30 protein-coding genes are annotated in these 24,374 nt (G+C 60.8%); 8 read left to right on the top strand and 22 right to left on the bottom strand.

The genetic code is table 11. The annotated features are described in order from the left end of the window. Positions 1 to 2: 2 nt before the first annotated feature. Together ASE26_RS02755 and ASE26_RS02750 are read left to right on the top strand one after the other, a co-directional pair. The gene (locus tag ASE26_RS02755) at positions 3 to 539 is read left to right on the top strand and encodes a response regulator transcription factor (protein ID WP_055935563.1); all 537 of its coding nucleotides are present in this window, start codon (positions 3 to 5) and stop codon (positions 537 to 539) included. 3 nt (positions 540 to 542) lie between these two features. After that, positions 543 to 1,547, top strand: coding sequence for a PHB depolymerase family esterase (locus tag ASE26_RS02750; protein WP_082507529.1), 1,005 nt, complete (start codon positions 543 to 545; stop codon positions 1,545 to 1,547). Here ASE26_RS02750 and ASE26_RS02745 read toward each other — a convergent pair. From ASE26_RS02745 to ASE26_RS02725, 5 genes are all read right to left on the bottom strand, one after another. Next, positions 1,500 to 2,141, bottom strand: a complete 642-nt coding sequence (locus ASE26_RS02745; protein ID WP_055935558.1) for a CatA-like O-acetyltransferase — start codon at positions 2,139 to 2,141, stop codon at positions 1,500 to 1,502. The genes ASE26_RS02750 and ASE26_RS02745 overlap by 48 nt on opposite strands. Positions 2,142 to 2,147: 6 nt before the next feature. Beyond that, positions 2,148 to 3,686 carry a 2-isopropylmalate synthase gene (locus ASE26_RS02740; RefSeq protein WP_055935556.1) on the bottom strand — a complete coding sequence of 513 codons (1,539 nt, stop codon included), beginning with the start codon at positions 3,684 to 3,686 and terminating at the stop codon, positions 2,148 to 2,150. 35 nt (positions 3,687 to 3,721) lie between these two features. After that, a complete protein-coding gene (pssA, locus tag ASE26_RS02735; protein ID WP_055935553.1) occupies positions 3,722 to 4,567 on the bottom strand; it encodes a CDP-diacylglycerol--serine O-phosphatidyltransferase in 846 nt (281 codons plus the stop codon). Between the two features lie 70 nt (positions 4,568 to 4,637). Next, positions 4,638 to 5,396: an SIMPL domain-containing protein gene (locus tag ASE26_RS02730; protein WP_055935552.1), complete on the bottom strand. Its 759-nt coding sequence runs from the start codon at positions 5,394 to 5,396 to the stop codon at positions 4,638 to 4,640. 93 nt (positions 5,397 to 5,489) lie between these two features. Next, entirely contained in the window at positions 5,490 to 6,209 is a 720-nt protein-coding gene (locus ASE26_RS02725; RefSeq protein ID WP_055935550.1) for an SIMPL domain-containing protein, read from the bottom strand. A 125-nt stretch (positions 6,210 to 6,334) separates the two neighbouring features. On the opposite strand from ASE26_RS02725, the gene ASE26_RS02720 reads away from it, so the two are divergent. After that, positions 6,335 to 7,957 carry an alkaline phosphatase family protein gene (locus ASE26_RS02720; RefSeq protein ID WP_057245546.1) on the top strand — a complete coding sequence of 541 codons (1,623 nt, stop codon included), beginning with the start codon at positions 6,335 to 6,337 and terminating at the stop codon, positions 7,955 to 7,957. 177 nt (positions 7,958 to 8,134) lie between these two features. Here the strand turns inward: ASE26_RS02720 and ilvC are convergent, their stop codons facing one another. Genes ilvC through ASE26_RS02705 form a run of 3 tightly spaced genes read right to left on the bottom strand, consistent with a single transcriptional unit; the run spans position 8,135 to position 11,412 of the window. Next, positions 8,135 to 9,193 carry a ketol-acid reductoisomerase gene (ilvC, locus tag ASE26_RS02715; protein WP_255357035.1) on the bottom strand — a complete coding sequence of 353 codons (1,059 nt, stop codon included), beginning with the start codon at positions 9,191 to 9,193 and terminating at the stop codon, positions 8,135 to 8,137. A gap of 3 nt (positions 9,194 to 9,196) precedes the next feature. Then, positions 9,197 to 9,688, bottom strand: a complete 492-nt coding sequence (gene ilvN / locus ASE26_RS02710; RefSeq protein WP_055935546.1) for an acetolactate synthase small subunit — start codon at positions 9,686 to 9,688, stop codon at positions 9,197 to 9,199. A gap of 2 nt (positions 9,689 to 9,690) precedes the next feature. After that, a complete protein-coding gene (locus tag ASE26_RS02705; protein ID WP_055935543.1) occupies positions 9,691 to 11,412 on the bottom strand; it encodes an acetolactate synthase 3 catalytic subunit in 1,722 nt (573 codons plus the stop codon). Positions 11,413 to 11,804: 392 nt separating this feature from the next. On the opposite strand from ASE26_RS02705, the gene ASE26_RS02700 reads away from it, so the two are divergent. From ASE26_RS02700 to ASE26_RS02680, 5 genes are read left to right on the top strand one after another with little or no spacing between them, the layout of a single operon-like run. After that, a complete protein-coding gene (locus ASE26_RS02700) occupies positions 11,805 to 12,398 on the top strand; it encodes an RNA polymerase sigma factor (protein ID WP_255357034.1) in 594 nt (197 codons plus the stop codon). Continuing rightward, a complete protein-coding gene (locus tag ASE26_RS02695) occupies positions 12,395 to 12,805 on the top strand; it encodes a DUF3619 family protein (RefSeq protein ID WP_055935539.1) in 411 nt (136 codons plus the stop codon). The genes ASE26_RS02700 and ASE26_RS02695 overlap by 4 nt, the downstream gene beginning before the upstream one ends. A 60-nt stretch (positions 12,806 to 12,865) precedes the next feature. After that, complete coding sequence (locus tag ASE26_RS02690) at positions 12,866 to 13,672, top strand: DUF3106 domain-containing protein (protein WP_055935537.1); 807 nt, start codon at positions 12,866 to 12,868, stop codon at positions 13,670 to 13,672. Further along, a complete protein-coding gene (locus tag ASE26_RS02685) occupies positions 13,659 to 14,174 on the top strand; it encodes an RDD family protein (protein ID WP_055935535.1) in 516 nt (171 codons plus the stop codon). Before ASE26_RS02690 ends, ASE26_RS02685 begins: the two co-directional genes overlap by 14 nt. 37 nt (positions 14,175 to 14,211) lie before the next feature. Next, positions 14,212 to 15,018, top strand: coding sequence for a class I SAM-dependent methyltransferase (locus ASE26_RS02680; protein ID WP_055935533.1), 807 nt, complete (start codon positions 14,212 to 14,214; stop codon positions 15,016 to 15,018). Here ASE26_RS02680 and ASE26_RS02675 read toward each other — a convergent pair. The 14 genes from ASE26_RS02675 to iscU all read right to left on the bottom strand — a co-directional run bounded on the left by ASE26_RS02675 (position 15,002) and on the right by iscU (position 24,371). Continuing rightward, the gene (locus ASE26_RS02675; protein ID WP_055935531.1) at positions 15,002 to 15,295 is read right to left on the bottom strand and encodes a DUF2007 domain-containing protein; all 294 of its coding nucleotides are present in this window, start codon (positions 15,293 to 15,295) and stop codon (positions 15,002 to 15,004) included. The two genes, ASE26_RS02680 and ASE26_RS02675, sit on opposite strands and share 17 nt — an antisense overlap. Positions 15,296 to 15,339: 44 nt before the next feature. Then, positions 15,340 to 15,990, bottom strand: a complete 651-nt coding sequence (locus ASE26_RS02670) for a WG repeat-containing protein (protein ID WP_055935529.1) — start codon at positions 15,988 to 15,990, stop codon at positions 15,340 to 15,342. Continuing rightward, complete coding sequence (locus ASE26_RS29650) at positions 15,987 to 16,685, bottom strand: PAAR domain-containing protein (protein WP_082507525.1); 699 nt, start codon at positions 16,683 to 16,685, stop codon at positions 15,987 to 15,989. Before ASE26_RS29650 ends, ASE26_RS02670 begins: the two co-directional genes overlap by 4 nt. A gap of 55 nt (positions 16,686 to 16,740) precedes the next feature. Continuing rightward, positions 16,741 to 17,400, bottom strand: coding sequence for a hypothetical protein (locus ASE26_RS02660; RefSeq protein ID WP_057245545.1), 660 nt, complete (start codon positions 17,398 to 17,400; stop codon positions 16,741 to 16,743). Between the two features lie 73 nt (positions 17,401 to 17,473). Further along, on the bottom strand, positions 17,474 to 17,629 hold the full coding sequence (locus ASE26_RS32030) for a T6SS effector amidase Tae4 family protein (RefSeq protein ID WP_229207277.1): 156 nt from the start codon (positions 17,627 to 17,629) through the stop codon (positions 17,474 to 17,476). A 383-nt stretch (positions 17,630 to 18,012) separates the two neighbouring features. Further along, on the bottom strand, positions 18,013 to 18,696 hold the full coding sequence (locus ASE26_RS02650) for an RNA pseudouridine synthase (protein WP_057245544.1): 684 nt from the start codon (positions 18,694 to 18,696) through the stop codon (positions 18,013 to 18,015). After that, positions 18,696 to 19,721: a low-specificity L-threonine aldolase gene (ltaE, locus tag ASE26_RS02645; protein ID WP_055936390.1), complete on the bottom strand. Its 1,026-nt coding sequence runs from the start codon at positions 19,719 to 19,721 to the stop codon at positions 18,696 to 18,698. Before ltaE ends, ASE26_RS02650 begins: the two co-directional genes overlap by 1 nt. Positions 19,722 to 19,759: 38 nt before the next feature. Then, the gene (locus ASE26_RS02640; RefSeq protein ID WP_055935519.1) at positions 19,760 to 20,665 is read right to left on the bottom strand and encodes an SAM-dependent methyltransferase; all 906 of its coding nucleotides are present in this window, start codon (positions 20,663 to 20,665) and stop codon (positions 19,760 to 19,762) included. Further along, positions 20,652 to 20,846: a Fe-S cluster assembly protein IscX gene (gene iscX / locus ASE26_RS02635; protein WP_055936388.1), complete on the bottom strand. Its 195-nt coding sequence runs from the start codon at positions 20,844 to 20,846 to the stop codon at positions 20,652 to 20,654. The genes ASE26_RS02640 and iscX overlap by 14 nt, the downstream gene beginning before the upstream one ends. A 16-nt stretch (positions 20,847 to 20,862) precedes the next feature. Then, positions 20,863 to 21,204: an ISC system 2Fe-2S type ferredoxin gene (fdx, locus tag ASE26_RS02630; protein WP_055935517.1), complete on the bottom strand. Its 342-nt coding sequence runs from the start codon at positions 21,202 to 21,204 to the stop codon at positions 20,863 to 20,865. 17 nt (positions 21,205 to 21,221) lie between these two features. Further along, positions 21,222 to 23,102, bottom strand: coding sequence for a Fe-S protein assembly chaperone HscA (gene hscA / locus ASE26_RS02625; protein WP_055935515.1), 1,881 nt, complete (start codon positions 23,100 to 23,102; stop codon positions 21,222 to 21,224). Positions 23,103 to 23,123: 21 nt separating this feature from the next. Further along, positions 23,124 to 23,639, bottom strand: a complete 516-nt coding sequence (gene hscB, locus ASE26_RS02620; RefSeq protein ID WP_055935513.1) for a Fe-S protein assembly co-chaperone HscB — start codon at positions 23,637 to 23,639, stop codon at positions 23,124 to 23,126. A gap of 6 nt (positions 23,640 to 23,645) precedes the next feature. Further along, positions 23,646 to 23,969: an iron-sulfur cluster assembly protein IscA gene (gene iscA / locus ASE26_RS02615; RefSeq protein WP_057245543.1), complete on the bottom strand. Its 324-nt coding sequence runs from the start codon at positions 23,967 to 23,969 to the stop codon at positions 23,646 to 23,648. Between the two features lie 18 nt (positions 23,970 to 23,987). After that, positions 23,988 to 24,371, bottom strand: a complete 384-nt coding sequence (gene iscU / locus ASE26_RS02610; protein ID WP_028104361.1) for a Fe-S cluster assembly scaffold IscU — start codon at positions 24,369 to 24,371, stop codon at positions 23,988 to 23,990. Positions 24,372 to 24,374 lie beyond the last annotated feature (3 nt).

The raw sequence follows: 24,374 nt of genomic DNA, 5'->3' as shown, positions 1-24,374 counted from the left end.
TCATGACGACAGAGCGCTTATTGCTGATCGTGGAAGACGACCCGGCATTCGCACGCACCCTTTCCCGTTCGTTCGAGCGGCGCGGCTACACTGTCCTGCGCGCGAGCAACCTGGAAGAAGTCGGCACGCTGCTGGCGAAGCACACGCCAACGCACGCCGTGGTCGACCTCAAGCTGGAAGGCAGCACCTCCGGCCTGGCCTGCGTGCAGGCCTTGCACACTCATTCGCCGGCAATGCTGATCGTGGTGCTGACCGGCTTCGCCAGCATCGTTACCGCTGTCGAAGCGGTCAAGCTGGGGGCCTGCCAGTATCTCGCAAAACCTTCCAATACGGACGATATCGAGTCAGCCTTCTCGCACGTCGCCGGCGTGGCCGAGGTGGAGCTGACCAACCGCTCAACCTCCATCAAGACGCTGGAGTGGGAGCACATCCACCAGGTGCTGGCGGAAACCGGTTTCAATATCTCGGAAGCCGCGCGCCGCCTGGGCATGCATCGCCGCACCCTGGCGCGCAAGCTCGAAAAACAGCGCGTCAAATAAGATATGGGGTTCCGCGACGCCATGCGCTCCTTCTTCGTCGGGAAAAACGAGAGTGATGGTCCAAGTGCTCCGGTGACAAGGGTCGACATGATGCGGCCGGAGGGGCCGCGTCATTACCTGAAAGCCGTGCCGGGCAGGCAAACCGGGGCGAAACGCCCGCTGGTCGTTGTATTGCATGGCAGCGGTGCTTCTGCCGAACAAGTCCTGGGACTGGCTTTCCCCTTCTCGCCGCTCTCGGTCTGGCTGGAGATCGCTGAACGCGAACAGGCCGTCGTGGTGGCACCTGACGGCATCAAGCTACGCGGACAACGCGCATGGAACGATGGTTTTGCCGCTGTGTGGAGCAATCCCCAGTGCGACGACGTAGCCTTCATCGGCGCGGTCATCGACCGCGCCATCGCCGAAGATGGCGTTGATCCGGAGCGGGTTTGCGTCATCGGCGTATCCAAGGGCGGCATGATGGCTTACCGGGTTGCAGTGGAACTCGCACCACGGCTTGCCGCATTTGCCACAGTGCTGGCGGCGATGCCGCAGCGGGCTTGCTACAGTATGCCGACGATCCCCCTTCCCGCCCTGATTGTCGCGGGCGAGCAAGACCCGTTCATTCCCTACTCTGGCGGAAAATCGTTCGTGACGCTGTGGTTCGCGGCGCCGGCACTCGGCATCGAAGCCACCACCGCCCTTTGGCGCAAGCTGGCCGGCCTGGAAGGAACTCCAGCCGTCGAGCAGGTCCCGGCAGCGCAGGGCGATTCAACACGAGCCATTCGCCATACATGGGGTGACGATTCCAGCGCACTGCAAATCGTCCTGTTGAAGATCGCAGGCGGCGGCCACGCTGAGCCGAGCCGCAAAAAACGCTATCCGGGCATGTTCAGTCTCTTTCCGGGGCAACAGAATGCCGCTGTCGAAATCTCGGAAGAAGCCTGGGCCTTCTTCAAGGACAAGCGCCGGGCCAAGAAATCACGAAGCGGTTTCGAGGGCAATGCGCTCGCCAAGGCGCTGCAGTAGCAAGTGCACGTGGTAGCCGTCCACAAAACCGTGGTGGGCCTGGACGCAAAACGGCACCGTCATCGTTTCGCCCTCCAATTCGCTATAGCGCCCCCAGGCAATTAAGGGAATGTCCGCGCTTTTGTACTCGTAGATCGGGTGCTCGATTGCGCGCATGTCGAGCCACGGCATACAGGTCGTGTAGACATTGTTCTTCTGCTCGCGCGGCGTCAGGTCGCGGCCGGTGTTGATGAATTCACGCGTGGCACGCGCCTCCACGCCCGCCGCAAGGCTGCGCGAAATGAACTCGGTGCGATCGGTCGACATGTCGAACTTCGCGTAATTCAGGTTGTTGTCCAGGTTGATGACCGTATAGCCGCCATGAAAATCGTCAATCTTGATCACCTCCCCTTCGAACTCGCGATACAGGAAGTTGTCGACATCCTTCACGCTCATGTACAGGCAGTACAAAAGGAAATGGAAAGGCGGCAGCTGCCGCTCCTTGCAGTAGTGACGGAACTCCGGCAGCCTGGCGACTACGCTCAGGTTCAGCAGTGGATTCGCATATTGGCGAAACGACTCATAACGGTCGCGGCGAAGTTCAAATTTATCCATGATTGTTCAGACCTGAGGGTTGAGCCGTTCGATTTTGGAGTGCAGTTTATTGAGGCCGGCAAGGTAGGCTTTAGCGGATGCTACGACGATGTCGGGATCGGCGCCGACGCCATTGACGATGCGGCCGGAATGCGCCAGGCGCATGGTTACCTCGCCTTGCGATTGCGTGCCAGGGCTGATGCCGCTGATGGCGAAGAGCACCAGCTCGGCGCCGCTTAGCGCCTTGCTTTCGATGGCGTTGACCATGGCATCGACCGGGCCGTCACCGGTGCCTTCAGCGCTGTGTTCTACGCCGTCGATTGAAAACACGACGCGCGCAAACGGCAGTTCGCCGGTTTCCGAACGTTGTGCCAGCGAGACGAAGCGGTAATGCTCGCCGCCGGATGCGGCTTCCTCGTCGCTCACCAGGGCCATGATGTCTTCATCGAAAATCTCGGACTTGCGGTCGGCCAGTTCCTTGAATCGGGTGAAGGCGGCGTTCACTTCAGCCTCGGAATCAAGCCCGATACCCAGTTCCTGCAAGCGCTGCTTGAAGGCGTTGCGGCCGGAGAGCTTGCCCAGCACGATCTTGTTGGCAGTCCAGCCCACATCCTCGGCGCGCATGATCTCATAGGTTTCGCGCGCTTTCAGGATGCCATCCTGGTGGATGCCCGACGCATGGGCGAAAGCATTGGCACCGACCACAGCCTTGTTCGGCTGCACGGCGAAACCGGTAATCTGGGAAACCATCTTCGATGCCGGCACGATCTGCGCCGTATCGATGCCGCATTCCAGGTTGAAGTAGCCGGCGCGCGTGCGCAGGGCCATCACCACCTCTTCCAGCGCGGTATTGCCGGCGCGCTCACCCAGGCCGTTGATGGTGCATTCCACCTGCCGCGCACCGCCAATCATGACGCCGGCCAGCGAGTTCGCTACTGCCAGGCCAAGGTCGTTATGGCAGTGCACCGACCATACCGCCTTGTCGGAATTCGGGATGCGCTCGCGCAGGCGGCGAATGGTCTCGCCATACAGCTCCGGTACCGCATAGCCCACGGTATCGGGGAAGTTGATGGTGGTGGCGCCTTCGGCGATCACGTTTTCCAGCACGCGGCACAGGAAGTCCTCTTCCGAACGGCTGCCATCCTCGGGGCTGAATTCAATGTCGTCGGTGAACTTGCGGGCGAAGCGTATGGCCAGCCTGGCCTGCTCCAGCACCTGCTCCGGCTCCATGCGCAGCTTAACCTGCATATGCAGCGGCGAGGTGGCGATAAAGGTGTGGATGCGCTTGCGCGCGGCCGGCTCCAGCGCTTCGGCAGCGCGCGCCAGGTCGCGGTCATTGGCGCGCGCCAGCGAACACACAATCGGCTCGCGCACGGCAGTGGCGATGGCACGGATGGATTCGAAATCGCCCTGCGACGCAGCAGCGAAACCCGCCTCGATCACATCGACCCGCAGCTTTTCGAGCTGGCGGGCGATGCGCACCTTTTCTTCGCGGGTCATGGAAGCGCCCGGCGATTGCTCGCCGTCGCGCAAGGTGGTGTCGAAGATGATGAGGCGGTTATTCATGGAATTGCTCCTTCTGAATTGCCGCCCCAGCGGCCTTATGATTCGTCTTCTGGCGAAGTTTTCTCGATCAGTTTGACCGGGTTGCCTTTGACCAGGCGGGTCAGGTAGATCACGTAGCCCGACAGGCCGTAAGCCACGAACAGCACGAACAGCACCTTCGGCGGATCAATCGAAATCAGCGCGAAAAACATCGCAATCGCAAACACGGCCAGGAATGGCACCGACTTGCGGAAGTTAATGTCCTTGAAGCTGTAGAACGGCACGTTCGACACCATGCTCAGGCCAGCGAATACCGCCAGCACCCATCCCTGCCAAGGATAGAACACGCCATCCACTTCCAGGTCGGTCAGCAGCATGACGAAGCCGGCGATCAGGGAAGCGGCGGCCGGCGATGGCAAGCCCTGGAAGTAGCGTTTGTCGACCACTTCGATATTGGTGTTGAAGCGTGCCAGGCGCAGCGCGGCGCCGGCGCAGTAGACGAAGGCCGCGATCCAGCCCAGCTTACCGAGACCGCGCAGGGCGAACTCGTAGATCACCAGCGCCGGGGCGGCGCCGAACGACACCATGTCCGACAGCGAGTCGTATTGGGCGCCGAATTCGCTTTGGGTGTTGGTCAGGCGTGCCACGCGGCCATCCAGGCCGTCCAGCAGCATGGCGACGAAAATCGCCCAGGCGGCGTGTTCGAAGCGCTGGTTCATGGCCATGACGATGGCGAAGAAGCCGCAGAACAGCGCACCAGTGGTGAAGGCGTTCGGCAGCAGGTAGATGCCGCGCGAACGCGGCTTATCGAGACCATCGGCCCCCTTGCGGCGGGCGAAGCGGCTGAACAGCGATTGTTTGCCGGCGGCGTTCTTAGACCGGCGGCGGGGAAATTTGGCCATACTCTTCCATTTTTATACCAGGGTGACCCCTATTATAGAGGACACCCAGTATGGAAGTGGCAACTTTGGCTTACTTGAACTTGACCTTGCCGACGACGCGCATTTCCAGGGTGGTTTCGCCTGGTTCGAAGCTTGGCTCAGCCACGGACTGGTCCATCTCGGCCTTGGCGGACATGCGGGCGAACATTGGGGCAGGCGCGCCGCCTGGGCCGCCACCGTAGTTGCCGGAGCCTTCGTAGTCGATGGTGTCCAGCACCGCGTCGGTCACTGGGCGACCCATGGCGGAGGCGATGGAGGCAATGCGCTCGTTCAGGTTCTTGTAGGTTGCGGCGATGCGGGCATCATCCAGCTTGCGGGTGGCAGCTGGGCTCAGGCCAAAGGACAGGCCGTTCAAGGTCAGCACCTTCTGCGCAGCAGCAACGGTCTTCGGCAGCACGCCGATATTGGTGGTGGTCATCTGCACGTACTGGCCAACGCGCCATGCGGTCGGCTGGCGCACCTTGGCAGTGGCGCCAGGCGGCAGCGGACGGTCTTCCGGATAGACTGGATAGGTATAGTAGCCCTGGGTTTTCAGCTTGGCTTGCGGGTCCTCCTTCTTCAGGATGTCGAGACCCTGCTTGATCTTCTGGTTGACGCGCGAGGCGGCAGCCGCCTTGTCCTTGTCCTGCTCTTCAATCGCCAGCACGGCCACGGCCTGGTCGTTCGGTGCAGTGACTTCACCATGGGCAGGCACGATGACGGTGGCGCCTGCGGTCGGGACGGATTGTGCGATGGCAGCCTGGGCACCCAGCACCAGCGCGGCGGCAGCTACAACTTTCTTGACGGTCATTGTTATTCTCCTTGCTTGGTTACGATGGAACGCACTTTAACTGAGATCGCACTGCAGGTCTGTCACAGTTCGTGAGCGTTTGTAACATGACGATTACTTAAAGCGGACTTTGGCCGTTGCGCGCAACTGGAGCCGGGTTTCGCCAGGCTGCAGGCTTGGCTCCTCGACTTCGCCAATATCCTCACGATTCAACTTGCTGCCAGTGACATATATCTTGTCCACCGGCGACTCGCCGAAGTCGAGCGATTCAAGCTTTGCATCGCTTACCGGGCGCCGCATCGCACCGGCAATGAAGCCAACCTGCTCTTCAAGGCTGCGATATGCCGCCTCTACCCTGCGCTGCTCAAGTTTCGTGGTGGTCTCTTCGCTCAAGCCGAAGTTGACACTTCGGAGCGCAAGGACCTTTTGGGTCGCAGCAACGGTCGCAGGCAAAGCAGCCAAATCGCCAGTAACAAGCCGAACATGCTGACTGACGCGCCAACCGACTTGCTGCGCTTCGCGTTTCTGGAGCTTGGCAACTGCTTCGTCATACACCGCATAGGTTCGGTAGCTGTCAAGGGAAAGCCGCGCCTTGGGATCGGCCTTCTTCAAGGCTGCAATGCCCTGTTTCAGCCGCAAGTTGACGTTCGATGCCAGCACTGCCTTGTCTTTGCCTTGCTCCTCGTAGCCAAACACAAGCTGCGCCTCGTCGTTGGGCGTGGTAACCGATCCAACCGCCGTCACTGTAACGAGCGAATTTTCGGTGGGCAGGGCTTCGGCCATCGCCATCTGTGCAGAACCGAACATCGCCAGCAGGACCAGGGGCTTGAACATGCGAATTCCTTTCGGGACCATTATCGAAGCTCGAATGTAACTGAAACTGATACAAAAGTGTCATCTGCCTGACATCCGTCTATGGCATCATCGCATGTCGTCCACTCCATTCATTAACAAGGAAAATGGCAAAGTACCTGATTCCCGCACTGGCCCTGGCGGCCTCGTTCGGTGCTTACGCAGCGCCGGCCAAACAACCTGCACAACCCAAACTCGTCCTGGTGATGGCCGTCGACGGCTTGCCGCAGGAACAGGTGACGCGCTACGCCCACCAGTTCGGCCAGGGAGGCTTCCGCCGCCTGCTCGAGCAAGGTGCATGGTTCAGCAATGCGCACCAGGCGCACGGCATAACCGTGACCGCCGTCGGCCACGCCGCCATTTTGAGCGGCGCCTATCCCTACCAGCACGGCATCATCGGCAATAACTGGGTGAACCCGGCAACCGGCGGCAGCATGTACTGCACCGAAGACGCCAACTACAAATACGTCGGCAACGAGAAGACCGATCCGCACGACGGCACCTCCCCTGCCAACCTGCGCGTCGACACGCTGGGCGACCAGCTGCGCTATGCGACCGGCCAGCAGTCGAAGGTCGTTACCGTATCGGGCAAGGACCGCGGCGCGATCCTCCTGGGCGGCAAGACCGGTACGGCGTACATGTATATGGAAGAAAGCGGCAATTTCGCCTCCACTACCTTCTACATGAAGGAGCATCCACAGTGGGTGCAAAAGTACCAGGCAGGCAAGCCGCAGGAACGATACTACGGCGTGAAATGGAAGCCGCTGCTGGCCGATTCGGCTTACGCCGGGGAATATGGCGATGTGCCGAACCTGCAGCTCTCCAGCGAGTCGGGCCAGACCGATGCCACCTATTACAAGCGCCTGAAAGAGTCGCCATTCCTCGACGAGCTGACCGTCGAATTCGCGCAGGCAGCGATCGAAGGCGAGAACCTTGGCAAGAATCCGGCCGGCGTACCGGACTTGCTGGGCGTAAGCTTCTCCGCGCACGACCTGGCGAACCACGGCTACGGCCCGGAGAGCAAGATCTCGCACGACCACTTGCTGCGCCTGGACCGCATGCTGTCCAACTTCTTCTCGTACATCGACAAGCGCATCGGCATGGACAATGTGCTGGTAGTGCTGACCGCCGACCACGGTTTCGCGAATACCCCGGAATTTGCCAATGAAGTCCAGAAGGCCGGCGTCAACCGCATCGACGGCAAGAAACTGGCGGAGGACCTGAATGCCCACCTGTCTTCCAGGTTTGGCTTGAACAAAGGCGTTTCCGCTTATTCGATTCCGAACCTGCACCTGGACTACGCCCAGATCGAAAGCAAAGGCCTGAAGCGCGAGGATGTTGAAAATGCCGCGGCCCGCTTCCTGCTGTCGCAGCCAGGTCTGGCCGATGTGTTCACCCGTACCCAGATGGAAAGCGGTGCAGTCGGCGGCACACGCATTGCGACCCTGATGCGCAGGGCCTGGAACCGCCAGACTTCCGGCGACCTGATGGTAGTGGCCAAGCCGCACTGGATCTTTGGTTTTCCGACCGGCAAAGGCACCACACACGGCTCGCCTTATGCCTACGACACCAACGTGCCGCTGATCGTGATGGGCAAGCCGTGGGTGAAGTCCGGCCAATACGGCCAATACGCCGAAGTAATCGACATCGCCCCCACCCTCGCCTACCTGCTGAACGTACGCCCGCCAGCCGGCGCCGAAGGGCGCGTCCTCACCGAGGCGCTGAAGTAACGGCACAGCCCGTGTCACACCATGGGGTCACCCCCAAGTGTGACACGGGCTCGTCCCTCCGCAACGGCCGTGTTCGTGTCACACCCTGGGGCCTGACCCCAAGGTGTGACACGAGCTCTACCGTAGGTATAAAAAAAACGGCCCCGAGGGGCCGTTGAAGTCTGCTTCTAGGGACAATCAGTTCTTGGACTGGTCGACCAGTTTGTTCTTGGCGATCCAAGGCATCATCGCGCGCAGCTTGGCGCCGACTTCTTCGATCTGGTGCTCGGAAGTCAGGCGGCGGCGGGAGATCAAGGTCGGTGCACCGGCCTTGTTCTCGAGGATGAAGCTCTTGGCGTATTCGCCGGTCTGGATGTCTTTCAGGCACTGGCGCATTGCTTCCTTGGTGGCGGAAGTCACCACTTTCGGGCCGGTCACGTACTCGCCGTACTCCGCATTGTTGGAGATCGAATAGTTCATGTTGGCGATGCCGCCTTCGTAGATCAGGTCGACGATCAGCTTCAGCTCGTGCAGGCACTCGAAGTAAGCCATCTCCGGCGCGTAGCCCGCTTCCACCAGGGTTTCGAAGCCGGCTTTGATCAGTTCCACGGCACCGCCGCACAGGACTGCTTGTTCGCCGAACAGGTCGGTCTCGGTCTCTTCACGGAAGTTGGTTTCGATGATGCCGGCCTTGCCGCCGCCGTTGGCCGATGCGTACGACAGGGCGATGTCGCGGGCGGAGCCGGACTTATCCTGGTACACGGCGATCAGGTGCGGCACGCCGCCACCCTGGCGGTAGGTGCCGCGCACGGTGTGGCCTGGCGCCTTAGGCGCGATCATGATCACGTCCAGGTCGGCGCGCGGCACGACTTGGCCGTAGTGCACGTTGAAGCCGTGGGCGAAGGCCAATACGCCGCCTTGCTTGATGTTCGGTTCGACGTTTTCTTTGTAAACCTGGGCGATGTTCTCGTCCGGCAGCAGGATCATCACGACGTCGGCATTCTTCACCGCTTCGTTCACTTCCGCCACTTTCAGGCCCGCCGCTTCAACCTTGTTCCAGGAGGCGCCGCCCTTGCGCAGGCCAACGGTCACGTTCACGCCGGATTCGGTCAGGTTCTGCGCGTGCGCGTGGCCCTGGGAGCCGTAGCCGATGATGGCAACGTTCTTGCCTTTGATGAGGGAGAGGTCAGCGTCTTTGTCGTAGAAAACTTTCATGGTCATTCCTTGGGTGTGAATTCGTTTGAATTGTCGTTCAATTATTTAAACTTTGAGGATGCGCTCGCCGCGGCCAATGCCGGAGCCGCCTGTGCGGACGGTCTCCAAAATCGAGGTGCGGTCAATCGCATCGATGAAGGCGTCCAGCTTGCTCTTGGCGCCCGTCAGCTCAATGGTGTAGGTCTTTTCGGTCACGTCGATGATGCGGCCGCGGAAGATGTCGGCGGTGCGCTTCATCTCTTCGCGCTCCTTGCCGACGGCACGGACCTTGATCAGCATCAGTTCGCGCTCGATGTGCTGGCCTTCTGTCAGGTCCACCACCTTCACCACTTCGATCAGGCGGTTCAGGTGCTTGGTGATCTGTTCGATGATGTCATCGGAACCGGTGGTCACGATGGTCATACGGGACAGGGTCGCATCTTCGGTCGGCGCAACGGTCAGCGTTTCAATGTTGTAGCCGCGGGCGGAGAACAGGCCGACCACGCGGGACAGCGCACCCGCTTCGTTTTCGAGCAGTACAGAAATAATATGGCGCATGATTACAGGTCCTCCGAGCCAAGCAGCATTTCGGAGAGGCCTTTGCCGGCTTTCACCATCGGCCACACGTTTTCACTCTGGTCGGTAATGAAGTTCATGAAAACCAGGCGGTCTTTCATGCCAAACGCTTCCTTCAAAGCGCCTTCGACGTCGCCCGGTTTTTCGATGCGCATGCCGACGTGGCCATAAGCCTCGGCCAGCTTTTCGAAGTCCGGCAGCGAGTCCATATAGGACTCGGAATAGCGCGAACCGTAGTCGATCTGCTGCCACTGGCGAACCATGCCCAGGAAACGGTTGTTCAACAGGATGATCTTCGGCGTCAGGCGGTACTGCTTGCAGGTCGCCAGCTCCTGGATGTTCATCTGGATCGAGCCTTCGCCGGTAATGCAGGCGACGGTGGCGTCAGGATTGGCCATCTGCACGCCCATGGCATACGGCAGGCCGACACCCATGGTGCCCAGGCCGCCGGAATTGATCCAGCGGCGCGGCTTGTCGAAACGGTAGTACTGCGCAGCCCACATCTGGTGCTGGCCCACGTCGGAGGTGATGAATGCGTCGCCCTTGGTGATGTCGTACAAGGACTCCACCACCTGCTGCGGCTTGATCACCAGGTCGGAAGTGGCGTACTTCAGGCAATCGCGGCCGCGCCATTCGTTGATCTGCTTCCACCAGTCTTTCAGCGCGGATGCGTTGGGGCGCTGCTCGGTCGCGTCCAGCTGCGACAGCAGTTCGACCAGCACGTCCTTCACGTTGCCGACGATAGGAATGTCCACTTTCACGCGCTTCGAGATCGAGGATGGGTCGATGTCGATGTGGATGATCTTGCGCGGGTTCTGGCTGAAGTGCTTCGGATTGCCGATCACGCGGTCGTCAAAGCGGGCGCCGATCGCAATCAGCACGTCGCAATTCTGCATCGCGAGGTTGGCTTCGTAAGTGCCGTGCATGCCGGGCATGCCGACGAAGCATGGGTCGGATGCGCGCGAGCCGCCAAGGCCCATCAGGGTATTGGTGACAGGGAAGCCGAGCTTCTCAACCAGCTTGTTCAGCTCATTCGATGCATGCGCCAGGATCACGCCGCCGCCGGTGTAGATCATTGGCCGCTCGGCCGACAGCAGCAGCTGCAGCGCCTTGCGGATCTGGCCGGCGTGGCCTTTGTCTACCGGGCGGTAGGAACGCATCTCGATCTCTTTCGGATACGAGTACACGTGCTTGTGCATCGAAATATCTTTTGGAATATCGACCAGCACCGGGCCTGGACGGCCGGTCTTGGCGATATAGAAGGCTTTCTTGACGGTTTCCGCCAGGTCCTTCACGTCCTTCACCAGGAAGTTGTGCTTGACCACCGGGCGAGTAATGCCGACGGTGTCGCATTCCTGGAACGCATCCTGGCCAATGGCGTGGCTCGGCACCTGGCCGGAAATCACCACCATCGGAACGGAATCCATGTATGCGGTGGACAGGCCGGTCACCGCATTGGTGACGCCAGGTCCGGATGTGACCAGTGCCACGCCGACTTTGTTCGAGCTGCGCGAATACGCATCGGCGGCATGGATAGCGGCCTGCTCATGGCGAACGAGGATGTGCTGGAATTTGTCCTGCTTGAAGATGGCGTCGTAGATATAGAGGACGGCGCCGCCGGGATATCCGAAAACATGTTCTACGCCTTCCTCAGCGAGGCAGCGGACAAGGATTTCGGCGCCCGTGATGGGAGCTTCGGTATTCATGAAACATTCCTTTCAAGGTCCATAGGAGATTGATCGGATGCTCTTGCCTAGCGAAGTGGGCGTCACCGTGCACGACTCTCGGCTTCCCTTCTTTCTGCGGTGACACTGACCCTTCCCCCATGCGTAGCTGGAGTACAAGCCGGTGCTAAACGCAACTCGTTTGGCCGGAGTTTTGCAGCGGTTTCTGGCCTACCTCTCGCGCTTGTGGCACGGGTTAGAGCAAACTGCTGACAATAGAAAGCTGGTTTTCCAGAACGGCTTTGTGTGCCTGTGCCGAAGAACCGGGGAGCCTTGTTGTGTACAAAGCGTCCTTAACGTTACCGCGCTGCACCATATTGGTCAAGCTTATTCTGCTTTTTTTGTTAAAATGCCGGATTGTTCAGACTAGCGATATAGCGCAGCCCTCTTCCCGACGCATGGCCACAGACAAAGAATTATCGGATTTCCTCGAAAGTGTCGAGCGCCGCGCCTTCAAGCAAGCGGTTTACGCCGTCCGAAAGGACGAGTCGGCCCTGGACATTGTGCAGGATGCCATGATCAAGCTCGCCGAAAAATACGGCGACAAGCCGGCAGCCGAATTGCCGGCGCTGTTCCAGCGCATCCTGCAAACCACGATACTTGATTATTTCCGCCGCGAAAAAGTCCGTAATACTTGGGTAAGTCTTTTCTCGGGCCTTGGCCCCGGCCAGGAAGAGCATGAGGACTTTGATATACTGGAATCCTACGAGGCTGAACAGGGTACCCAGGCGGCCGAGTCGAGTGCGGATCAGGTAGAACGGGCACAAATCTTGCAGATAATTGAAGAAGAAGTGCAAAAACTGCCTACGCGTCAACGAGAAGCGTTCCTCATGCGTTACTGGCAGGACATGGACGTAGCAGAAACTGCCGAAGCGATGGGATGTTCCGAAGGGAGCGTAAAAACGCATTGCTCGCGAGCAACACACACTCTCGCTGAATCGCTCAAAGCCAAGGGAATTAAGTTATGAACACCGAAGACACCAACTTTGCATACGGCGTGCGGCGCGCGCTCAATGAAAAGCTAGACGATCTGCCAGCCTCGACCACGGATCGCCTGGCCGCGGCCCGCATGGCGGCAATGAAGCGCAAGAAGGCCGACGCTCCGGCCCGCGTGCGCGCAAGCCGTACCGCCCCGGCTGTAGCCGGCGGCGCCAGCGGCTTCTTCACCAACCCGTTTGCCTGGTTCAACCGCGTCAGCGTGGCCCTGCCATTGCTGCTGCTGATGGGCGGCATGGTGGGCGTGTACCAGTACGAACAACAGCAATCGATCGTGGAACTGGCAGAGATGGACGCAGCTTTGCTGTCCGATGAGCTGCCGCTGTCTGCTTACCTTGACCAGGGCTTTGGCGCCTATCTCGAGACTCGCGAGCAATAAAGTATGGCGCGTGTAAGTGGCAGGACAAAATGGATCGCTGGTGTAATCGCGTTAGCAGGCGTGGGAATTGCTGCCGTCGTATGGCTGGTGAGCCGCCCTGCTTCGCCCCCTGCGCCGGCGCCTTCGACTGCCGCCACCGCTGCAGCGCCTGCCAAGCCAGTGGGTGAAAAACCCCACTGGTCCGACCTGAAACCTGCCCAGCAACAAGCCCTGGCGCCGCTCGAGGCGACCTGGGAAGAACTGGGTCCGGTGCGCAAGCAGAAATGGATATCCATCGGCAATCGCCTGGCCAAGATGAAGCCGGACGAAAAAGCGCGCGTGCAGGAACGCATGCGCGAATGGGTGGCGCTGTCGCCTGCCGAACGCAAGTCCGTGCGCGAGAACTTTGCGCGCGCCCAGAAGAAAGCCACGCCACCGGGCCAGCGGGCGGCCGAGTGGGAGCAGTACCAGCAATTGCCGGACGAAGCCAAGAAAGCCCTGGCCGATGCGGCCGCTGCCAAGAACAATAACCAGGTCGTAAAAACTCCTAGCCTGGCGCAGTCCACCGTGAAGACTCCGGCTCCGGTCAAGGCGCAAGGCCATGGCCTGGTGCCGGCGCCGGGCACGGTTCCAAAAGGCACGGTACCGCCTGCACCGATCGGTTTGCCGCAGGGCTCGCCTGCCATCGTGCCCCCGGGCAGCGCACTGGGCGCGGGCGGCGTTGCTCCGACGACATCTGCCGCCGCGCCGGGCGCCGCTGCGTTCAACGCTCCAGTTGCGGCACCTGCCACAAACACGACTGCACCGGCTGCGGATGTGACCGCGCCGCCCCCCGTTACCCCAGCCGCGCCGAGTGCGCCACCAGCGGTTCCTAATGCAAGCAAATAACGTAGTTCCGACCGTCAAGCGCCGCTTGATCGCAATGGTTTACGAGATCCTGCTCGGCATTGCCGTGCTGTTCCTGCCATTGCTGGTCGTTGAATTCGCCACCAAAGCCGCTGTTACGCCGTTTGCCTGGCATGCGCGTCAGGCCACTGTCTTCCTGGCGCTGGGCGCCTACTTCATCCACCAATGGAGCCGCAAGGGGCAAACCCTGGCCATGCAGACCTGGCGCATCAAGCTGGAATTCCCGGGTTACAGCCACGTACCGCTGAAGATAGCCACGCTGCGCTACGTTCTGTGCTGGGCGTGGGTGATCCCCGCAGTGCTCATCGGCAACGCCTTGCACCTGGAACACTGGCAGGCGATATATGCACTGCTGGCTGGCGTGCTTCTGTGGTCACTGACCGCCTTCCTCGACAAGGACCGCCAGTTCCTGCACGACCGCATCGCCGGCACCCGCCTGGTGCAATTGCCGAAACCCGAGAAAAAAGCCGCCAAAGCCGCCTGAGCACTCGCTATACTGGACTTGGACAAGGGAGGCAACCATGGACAAGGACAGCAGCTTTACTGGCTCAATTCCGGAAACCTACGAGCGCGCCATGGTGCCGCTCCTCTTCACCCCTTACGCGATCGACATGGCGCGCCGCCTCGCGCAGCGCCGTCCTTCGCGCATCCTGGAAGTAGCCGCCGGCACCGGCGCCGTCACCCGGCTCCTGCTGCAGGAAATCCCCGCCGCGCAAATCGTCGCCAGCGACCTCAATCCCGCCATGCTGGAGCAGGCGCGCAAGGCAGTCGTTTCGCCGCGCGTCGAATGGAAGGAGGCCGACGGGCAAGCGCTGCCCTTCCCCGATGGCAGCTTCGACGCCGTGGCCTGCCAGTTTGGCATGATGTTCTTTCCCGATAAGGCGCGCGGTTTCAGCGAGGCGCGCCGCGTGCTGAAGCCGGGTGGGCTGTATTGCTTCAACGTGTGGGACGGCATCAGCCACAACGATTTTTCCGCCACCATCAATCATGCGCTGGCCAAGGTGTTCCCCGAGGACCCGCCACGCTTCCTGGCGCGGGTACCGTATGGCTGGCATGACGTCGACGTGATTCTCGAAGAGCTGAAGCGCGCCGGCTGGAGCGGCAACATCGAGCATGAAGTGGTGACGGCAACCAGTCGTGCCGCATCCGCAGCATCCACTGCTACTGCCTTGTGCCAGGGCTCGCCGCTCAGGGCGGATATTGAAGCGCGCGATCCGGCGCGCCTTCAGGAAGCGACCGACGTGGTGATCGCAGCCTTGACCGATAAATTCGGCAGCGGCGCCATCGAAGGCAAGATGCAGGCGATCGTCTTTACTTGCGAGGCGTGAACTCGTAGACGCGAGCCCCCTCGCCCACGTCTTCGTCGTCATCCAGCGCCAGGTCGCCGCGCTCGAAAGCGGCGACGACTTCGAGCGCCTGCTCCAACTCGTCTTGCGGCACCATGACGCGCGCACCGCCGATGGCAGGCGCCAGCAGGAGCGCGGCCTGCATGTGCTGGTCATCCATCACGGTGGCATTCAGGCCTGCCGCACGCAGGCATCCACACAGGATGAAGGCGTCCGCCGGGATCAGGCAGCGGCGAACGAGGGAAAAATCATTATCCATGTCAATAATAGCCATTGCCTTAATGGATCGAATTTACCATATCGTCAAGACTTGGGCACCTTGAACGGGTCATTCGGGTCCTCATTGCAACGCAGCCAATGCCGGGTACCGTAGCGCATGCCGGATTCGGCTACGCCGACCTTGCCACAAGCGCCTTCCAGCGGGGGGAGCGTGTACTGCCGCAGCACGCGCCCCTTCAGGTCCAACTCAAATCCCCGGCCGCTCACCATCATGGGGAGGTGGCAATCCTCATCCTCGCTGCAATACTCGATGCAGTCCTGGCAGGTGTAGGCCACGCCTTCCTGGAAGGCATAACAAACGTCGTAAATTGGCGGGACGACGACCTTGAACGACGTGACTTTGAAGTAGCCACATTTGCCGTTCGAGCTGAAACGACTGACGCCTTTTTCGGCTTCGCGATAGTCGAAATCGCCAGTCACGTAAACTCCTGGCATAACGACCACGCCATTGCGATTGACAGCATCAAAATAAAAGGTCTCGTCGTTCCAAAGTAAATCGATGCCTCTTTTGTCTGGTTTAAGCCGCTTCAGGTACTGCGGTTTGAGACGGCGTGTTTGACCTTCGGTAGTGAAACAGTCGGCAGTCCAGCGGTCAGTTTCCTTTGAAGGACATTGGGCCTTCGCATCGGCCACCACACAGGTTGCCAGCATGAACAGCAAGAGCAGGTACTTCATCCCAGCTGGCCAAGCATGACGGTTTTGCCGCCAAAGACGTTCATCGCCTTGCCGATGCCTTCAGGGCCAACTTTGACGTGAACCGCGAAATCGGACTTGCCTTCGAACAGGTCTGAGCCGTCGTCGTTGGCCAAGATCAGTTCAACTGCTTCGCCGTCTGCGTAGTTTTCTGTTTCAACGTGGACGTTCAGGTCAACGTAATGGCGCGATGCTCCCTCGAGTGGAGTTTCGTCGTCGCCATAAGACCACCAGATGCGCTTGATGGATTTTTCCTGGCCACCCGCAGCCGTCGACTCGTTACCGCCTTCGTTCGCGGCGAGTTGGGTACTTGCCGCGCCGCTTTTCGCCATTGCAGGCGCCAGCGCTGCGGAGGCGGCCGTAGCTGCGGCGGGCGACGGGGCAGGCCCTGAGCCCCCAACTCCTCCACCGCCCGGCGCCACGATATCGGTAAATTGGCTGGCCACCAACGTCGCACCGCAAGACGTCTTCATGCCGGCAACAGCAACTCCCTTGCCGAAGATCGTCGTGGTCTGGACGCCTTCAACGATCGTGTGGGAACCGCTGCATTTGGGGCACGACACTTTATGGCCTATGAACGCTATCGGCTTGCCATGGCAAATATCCGTTTGCGAACCTTCCAGTACTTTTCCGCCGTGACTCGTCGAGTCACCGAGGCGAATGACTTCTCCTGCCATCTTCTACCTTTTTCCCAGCCTTGGGGCTGGACGCGTATTGCAAATCAACGACTTCTCACCGCCGAAGTTGTGGGACCGGAAACGAATTGCAAACCAGCATAGGATTCCCGTTTTCCATTTTTCCGATCTCTGCAACGCCAATGTCCCCACACGCATTTTCAAGTGTGCGTGGCACAAACTCCCTGATCACCTTACCCTTCGCGTTGAGCTTGTAACCCTTCCCTCCAACAAGCTGTTCATTCATGCAGTCGGGGCCTACGCAATACGATACACAATCGCTGCAAACGAACGCTTGGCCCTGATGAAACGGGCAACACGCATCGTAAATCGGCGGGCCGAGGATCTTAAAGGTATCGCTCTGAAAATAGCCGCATTTATTGCCGGATCTGAAGCGGCCAACACCATGTTCCGCTGTCGGGTAATCGAAGTCGCCCGCATGCACAATGCCGGGCACGACCACCACACCTTCCCGATTGACCGCCACAAGTTCCAGCGATTCTGATAGTCCAATCGTCTCGAAGCCAAATTTGTTGGGCACTATGCGGTTCCTGTACTCGGCTTTCACCTGACGCACTTCGCCCTTCGTTTCGAAACAGGATTGCGACCAACGCGTCCCTTTTTTCAGCAGTGGGCATTTGTCTTCAACCTCAACCGCGGCACTTGCACAAAAGCTCGCAAGCAACCAGACAAGCGCGACAAGCGTTTGGCGCATCATTTCAGTTCCCAGAATTTGATCCTTGCGACCTGCAGTAGAACCGTTTTGCCGTTAGGATCCACAAAAGTCGATGTCAACCAGAAATAGCAGCTGCCGACCTCGCGATCGTCGGGCCGGGCGCAAATGCGAGCTCCATAGCCTTGCCGTCCCATAAAGTAAAGTGCCCGGTGGCGCCGAGATAGCCGCTCGTTTCGAAAATAACGATGCCATTTCGACCGGCAAGTTTCATATTCAATAGTTATAGCAATCCCCGCCTTTCAAATTACCACAATCGCTAGGAGCTTTACCAAGGATAGCCTCGAGAAAGATTGCTTTGGGCAATACTAGCATTTTTAACAACGCTGGCGCGTAACGAATGGAGCAGAGGGAGCTTGGCTGTGAAATGAGCCAGGTGTTCGAGCAGGCGAGGACGGGTGCAGGCAGCAGGCGAACCAGGGCGCCAGATTCCAGGCTGGCGTTGCATTGGAGTTCCCGTGCCAACGCGATGGCCAGGCCGGCGGATCGCGCCGCTGGTGCAGCGCCAGACGAAGCGGCCTGCCGCCGCCCTACGCTAGAGCCCGTGTCCCACTTGGGGTGTGACCCCATGGTGTGACACGGGCTGGGCAGTAGGTCTTAGAAGCGCTCGTAGCCTTGCAGGTAGCGCCATTCGCCGGGCTGGAGGCCGGACATGGAGATGCGGCCGATGCGTTGGCGCTTGACGGCGGTGGCTTTCAGGCCGACGTCGGCGCACAGCTTGACCAACAGCGCCGGTTTCGGCGGCTTCACGGCGAAACGCAGGCGGTGTTCGTTTTGCCAGCTTACCTTGCCTGCGCCCTGGTTGAGAAGCGTGAGGCCGTTGTCGATGATCTGGCCTTCGACTTCGACGATCAGTTCCTGTTCGACAGTGGCGCCTTCGTCCACCAGCTTGCGCGCGACGCGGAAGTCTTGGGTGAACACGAACAGGCCGCTGGCTTGCTTGTCCAGCGCCAGGCAGGCGGTCAGGTTGCGCAGGTGGCGCTTGAGGAAGCGGATGCGCTGGGCGTCCTTGCTGCGCGCTTCCGGTACCAGGCAGGCCAGTGCATCGGCGCCGGCTGGCTTGTTCAGCAGGATCGTTACTGGCGCGATATCGAGCAGGGTTGCGTCCGGCGAAAGCACGACTTCTTGCCCGGCTTCGACGCGGGCGCCCGGTTCCTCGACGAGTTCGCCGTCAACCGTGACGTAGGCGCCTTCGATGTAGTTTTCCGCTTCGCGGCGCGAGCATGGAACCATGTCCGCTACGCGCTTGGCGAGGTGGACGGTGTTGTCTTCGTTGTTCATTATTGCTTGAAGTAGTAGGCGAAAACGGCGGCGACTTTTTCCAGGTCGGGGCGCGAGACGTCCAGGTGGGTCACGAGGCGCAGTGTCGGGGCCATCGAGACGCGGATGCGTTCTGCTGCCAGCGCGGCGTTCAGGCCTTCACAGGCGTCGCGCGGCATGGTGACGAACAGGATGTTCGTTTGCGGTACGCTCACTTGCAGCACGCCGATTTTGGCAAGTTCGGCGGCGAGCCAGCTGGCGTTGGCGTGGTCTTCGGCCAAGCGCTGCACGTTGTTCTGCAGGGCGTACAAGCCTGCGGCTGCGATCACGCCGGCCTGGCGCATGCCGCCGCCCAGCATCTTGCGCCAGCGCTTGCCTTGCTCGACCAGTCCTTTGCTGCCGCACAGGACGGAGCCGACCGGGGCGCCGAGGCCTTTGCTCAGGCAGACCGAGACGCTATCGAAGCCTTTCACTGCGTCTTGCAGCGGGATGCCTTGCTTGACGGCAGCGTTGCAGATGCGGGCGCCGTCAAGGTGGGTGGCCAGGCCGTGCGCGTGCGCAAGGCTGGTGGCTTGGGCGACGTATTGCTGCGGCAGGACTTTGCCGCCGATGGTGTTTTCCAGCGCGAGCAGTTTGGTGCGGGCAAAGTGGAAATCTTGCGGCTTGATGGCAGCTTCGATGTCTTGCAGGGCGATGCTGCCGTCTGGCTCGTTGGTGATCGGCTGCGGCTGGATGCTGCCGAGGACTGCGGCGCCGCCGCCTTCGTATTTGTAGGTGTGGGCGTCCTGGCCGACCAGGTACTCGTCTCCCCTGCCGCAGTGAGCCAGCAGGGCGATCAGGTTGGTCTGCGTGCCGGATGGCGCAAACAATGCGGCTTCGTAGCCGAAGAGTTCTGCGGCATAGGCTTGCAGGGCGTTGACTGTGGGGTCGTCGCCGTAGACGTCGTCGCCGACCTGGGCGGCGAACATGGCCTCGCGCATCGCGGGGCTGGGGTGGGTGACGGTGTCGCTGCGCAGGTCGATCCAGCGTTCGCCGTCAGCCGCGATCAGCGAACTCGCGCCAGCGCCGGCCGGATAGCCGGTGCTCACGGGGCCACCTCGGCGGATGGCCCGGCGTCGGCGGCGCCGGTGTAGAAGCGCTGGCCCATTTCATCCAGGCCGATGGTGGACAAGACTTCCTTCAGGCGCTCGGCAGGCTTGCGGCGCGGCAGGTTCTTGTACGTGGCGACGATCAGCTCATTCTTCATCGAGTGCTCCCAGCCTACGAGTTCCGTGACAGTGACCTGGTAACCGTGCGATTCCAGCTGCAGGCAGCGCAGCACGTTGGTGATCTGGCTGCCGAATTCGCGGGTGTGAATCGGGTGGCGCCACAATTCGGTGAGTACGTTCTTGCCCAGCGAGGAGCCTTTGTTCTTGCGCAGCACGGAGGCGACTTCGGCCTGGCAGCATGGCACCAGCACGATGTGCCTGGCCTTCTTCTTCAGCGCGAAGTCGATGGCGTCGTCGGTGGCGGTATTGCAGGCGTGCAGCGCCGTGACGATGTCGATCTGCTCCGGCAGCTTGTCGGAAGTGGTCGATTCGGCGACCGACAGCGGCAGGAAGCTCATGCCGGGGAAGCCGAATTTACGCGCCAGTTCTTCGGAACGCGCCACCAGCTCTTCACGGGTCTCGATGCCGTAGATGTGCGAGTCGTCGCCCAGCGCTTTGAAGAACAGGTCGTAGATGATGAAGCCGAGGTAGGACTTCCCTGCCCCGTGGTCGACCAGCGAGACCGCGCCTTTGGCCGAACGCACGTCGTTCAGCAGCGGTTCGATGAACTGGTAGAGGTGGTAGACCTGTTTCAGCTTGCGCCGGCTGTCCTGATTCAGCTTGCCGTCGCGGGTGAGGATGTGCAGCTCCTGCAGCAGCGCGACGGACTGCCCGGGCTTCACTTCAGGGATGTCGGTGACCGTTGTGGGCAGCGCTGCAGCTGCGGGCTTACTGCGCTTCATCGATCCACGCCTGCTGGATGGCTTCCAGTACTTTTTCGCCGCCGCGCTTATGGTCGTCGTCGAAGCCGTCCAGGTCGACGATCCAGTTGTGCAGGTCGACAAAGCGCACGGCGGTCGGGTCGACGTCCGGGAACTTGTCGTACAGGGCTTCGGCAATCGCCGTGACATCACTCCATTTCAGCATGCTGCACCCCGGCTCAGTGGCCGCCTTCGCTGGCGTGGTTGATCGTGTACTTCGGGATTTCGATGACCAGGTCTTCTTCCGCCACGATGGACTGGCAGGACAGGCGCGAGCAGGCTTCCAGGCCCCAGGCTTTGTCCAGCAGGTCTTCTTCGGTGTCGGTCGCTTCGTTCAGCGAGTTGAAGCCTTCACGCACCAGCACGTGGCAAGTGGTGCAGGCGCAGGACTTCTCGCAGGCGTGTTCGATGTGGATGTCGTTTTCCAGCAGGACGTCGCACACGGACTTCCCTGCTTCGGTTTCGATCACGGCGCCTTCGGGGCACAGCTTGGCATGCGGCAGGATGACTATTTGTGGCACTTCTATTCCTCGGTCAATTAAACAACCTGGTCCAGCGTCTTGCCGGCCAGTGCGCTGCGCACGCTGCGGTCCATGCGGCGCGATGCGAATTCTTCAGTGCCCTGGGCCAGGGCTTCGTAGGCGGCTTTCACCGCGTAGTGGTCGGCTTCGCCGCTGCCGGATTTCACCAGCACGTCCATGGTGGTGGCCATCAGGGCGTTGACGGCGGCGCGCTCTTCGTCGTTCAGCAGCGCACCGTCTTCGTCCAGCGCCGACTGGGTGGCCAGCATGATGCGCTCGGCTTCCACCTGCTCTTCGCGCAGGGCGCGGGCTTTCATGTCGGCTTCCGCTTCGGTGTGCGATTCGGACAGCATGCGCGCCACGTCGTCGTCGCCCAGGCCGTAGGATGGCTTGACGGTGATCGAAGCTTCGACGTTGGAGCGCAATTCGCGTGCGGAGACCGACAGCAGGCCGTCGGCGTCCACCTGGTAGGTGATGCGGATGCGCGCAGCGCCGGCAGCCATCGGCGGGATGCCGCGCAGTTCGAAGCGGGCCAGCGAGCGGCAGTCGCTCACCAGTTCACGCTCGCCTTGCAGTACGTGCACTGCCAGCGCGGTCTGGCCGTCCTTGAAGGTGGTGAACTCCTGCGCACGGGCGCAAGGGATGGTGGAGTTGCGCGGAATGATCTTTTCGACCAGGCCGCCCATCGTTTCAATACCCAGCGACAGCGGGATCACGTCCAGCAGCAGCCAGTCGTCGCCCGCGGCGCGGTTACCGGCCAGCAGGTTGGCCTGGATGGCGGCGCCAAGCGCTACCACCTTGTCCGGATCGATGTTGGCGTGCGGGATGGTGTGGAAGTACTCGCCCACCGCGCGCTGTACGTGCGGCATGCGCGTTGCGCCGCCCACCATGACCACGCCGTCGATGTCGTCGGCGTCGAGGTTGGCATCGCGCAGGGCCTTCTTCACCGCGTTCATGGTCTTGGCGACCAGGTGTTTGGTGATGTCGGCGAAAATTTCAGGGGTGATGCGCTGGTGGACTTCTTCGCCCGAACGCAGCATGGCGTCGATGGTCACTTCCGGCTTGCTCGACAGCAGTTCTTTGGCTTCGCGCGCTTTCACCATCAGGGTGGCGGTGTCTTCGTCGGACAGCGGTGCGAGTTTTTCCTGCTCGTGCACCCAGCAGAACAGGCGATGGTCGAAATCGTCGCCGCCCAGCGCGGAGTCGCCGCCGGTGGCCAGCACTTCAAACACGCCTTTGGACAGCTTCAGGATCGAGATGTCGAAGGTGCCGCCGCCCAGGTCATACACTGCGAAGATGCCTTCGGAGCCGTTATCCAGGCCGTAGGCGATGGCCGCGGCAGTCGGTTCGGACAGCAGGCGCAGCACGTTGATACCGGCCAGTTGCGCGGCATCCTTGGTGGCCTGGCGCTGCGCTTCGTCGAAGTAGGCCGGCACTGTGATCACGGCGCCGACCAGGTCGTCGCCCAGCGAGTCTTCCGCGCGCTGGCGCAGTGTTGCCAGGATTTGCGCCGACACTTCGACTGGCGATTTCACGCCGGCCACGGTCTTCAGCTGCACCATGCCCGGAGCATCGACGAAATCGTATGGCAGGTTCTCGGCGTAGGCGATGTCCTTCAGGCCGCGGCCCATGAAGCGCTTGACCGAGACGATGGTGTTCTTCGGGTCGGTGGTCTGGTGGGCCTGCGCCTTGTAGCCGATATTGGCATGGCCGTTTGGCAGGTAACGCACCACGGAAGGCAGCAGCGGATGGCCTTCTTCGTCGTTCAGCACTTCTGGAATACTGCTGCGGACGGTCGCTACCAGCGAATTGGTGGTGCCGAGGTCGATCCCCACAGCCAGGCGGTGCTGGTGCGGGGCGGTCGACATGCCCGGTTCGGAAATCTGCAAAAGAGCCATGGTGAAACCTGTCTTGTTCTTTTACGCCTCGATGGCGTCGTAAGCGAAGCGCACTTCTTCGCCAAATTTTTCGATGAACATCAGCGCGCGCACACCCTGCGCGACGGCGTGATAGTCGCCGCTATTGCAATGCTGTTCGATCTGCGCCAGCTGGCCCTTGCGCGCGGCGCGCAGTTGGCCGTCCAGCTTGTCGAGCAAATCGCCATCCTTGCCGGCGCGCGCTTCGGACAGCTCTTCGCGCCATTCCATCTGCTGCATCAGGAATTCCATCGGCATGGCCGTGTTGGATTCCATCTTCAAATCGACGCCATTCAGCTCGCACAGGTATTGCGCGCGCTTCTGCGGATTTTTCAGGGTCTGGTAAGCCTCGTTGGAGCGGGTCGACCATTGCATGGCGACGCGCTTTTCGGCATCGGTGGCGTTGACGAACTTGTCCGGATGGACGCGGCTCTGGACTTCGCGGTAGGCGCTGTCCAGGGCCGCCGCATCAACGGCGAACTGCTGGGGAAGCTGGAAGAGGTCGAAGTGGTTTTGCACGATGAATTAGATGCGGAAGCTTTCGCCGCAGCCGCAAGCGTCTTTCTCGTTCGGGTTATTGAACTTGAAGCCCTCGTTCAGGCCTTCGCGCGCGAAGTCCAGCTCGGTGCCGTCGATGTACGGCAGGCTTTTCGGGTCAACGAAGACCTTCACGCCGAACGACTCGAAGACGGAATCTTCCGCAGTCACTTCGTCCACGTATTCCAGCTTGTAGGCCAGACCGGAGCAGCCGGTCGTGCGAACGCCAAAGCGCAGGCCAATGCCCTTGCCGCGACGCTCGATGTAGCGGTTGATATGCTTGGCTGCTTTTTCGGTCAGGGTGATTGCCATACTTCCTCCGCGCGCTGCTTAGGCGCCGTGTTTTGCCTTGTAGTCGTTCACAGCCGCCTTGATGGCGTCTTCGGCCAGGATGGAGCAGTGGATCTTCACCGGCGGCAGTGCCAGTTCTTCCGCGATCTGGGTGTTCTTGATGGCCAGCGCTTCATCCAGCGACTTGCCCTTCACCCATTCGGTCACCAGCGAGCTGGAGGCGATTGCCGAACCGCAGCCGTAGGTCTTGAATTTCGCGTCTTCGATCTTGCCGTCCGCGCCGACCTTGATCTGCAGCTTCATCACGTCGCCGCAAGCAGGTGCGCCGACCATGCCGGTGCCGACGGTCTCGTCGCCCTTTTCAAAGGAACCGACGTTGCGCGGGTTTTCGTAGTGGTCGAGGACTTTTTCCGAGTATGCCATTTT

Source organism: Duganella sp. Root198D2, from assembly GCF_001428585.1.
Lineage (GTDB): Bacteria > Pseudomonadota > Gammaproteobacteria > Burkholderiales > Burkholderiaceae_D > Rugamonas.
The sequence above is the reverse complement of the archived record's forward strand: the minus strand, read 5'-3'. Positions and strand labels throughout refer to the sequence as shown.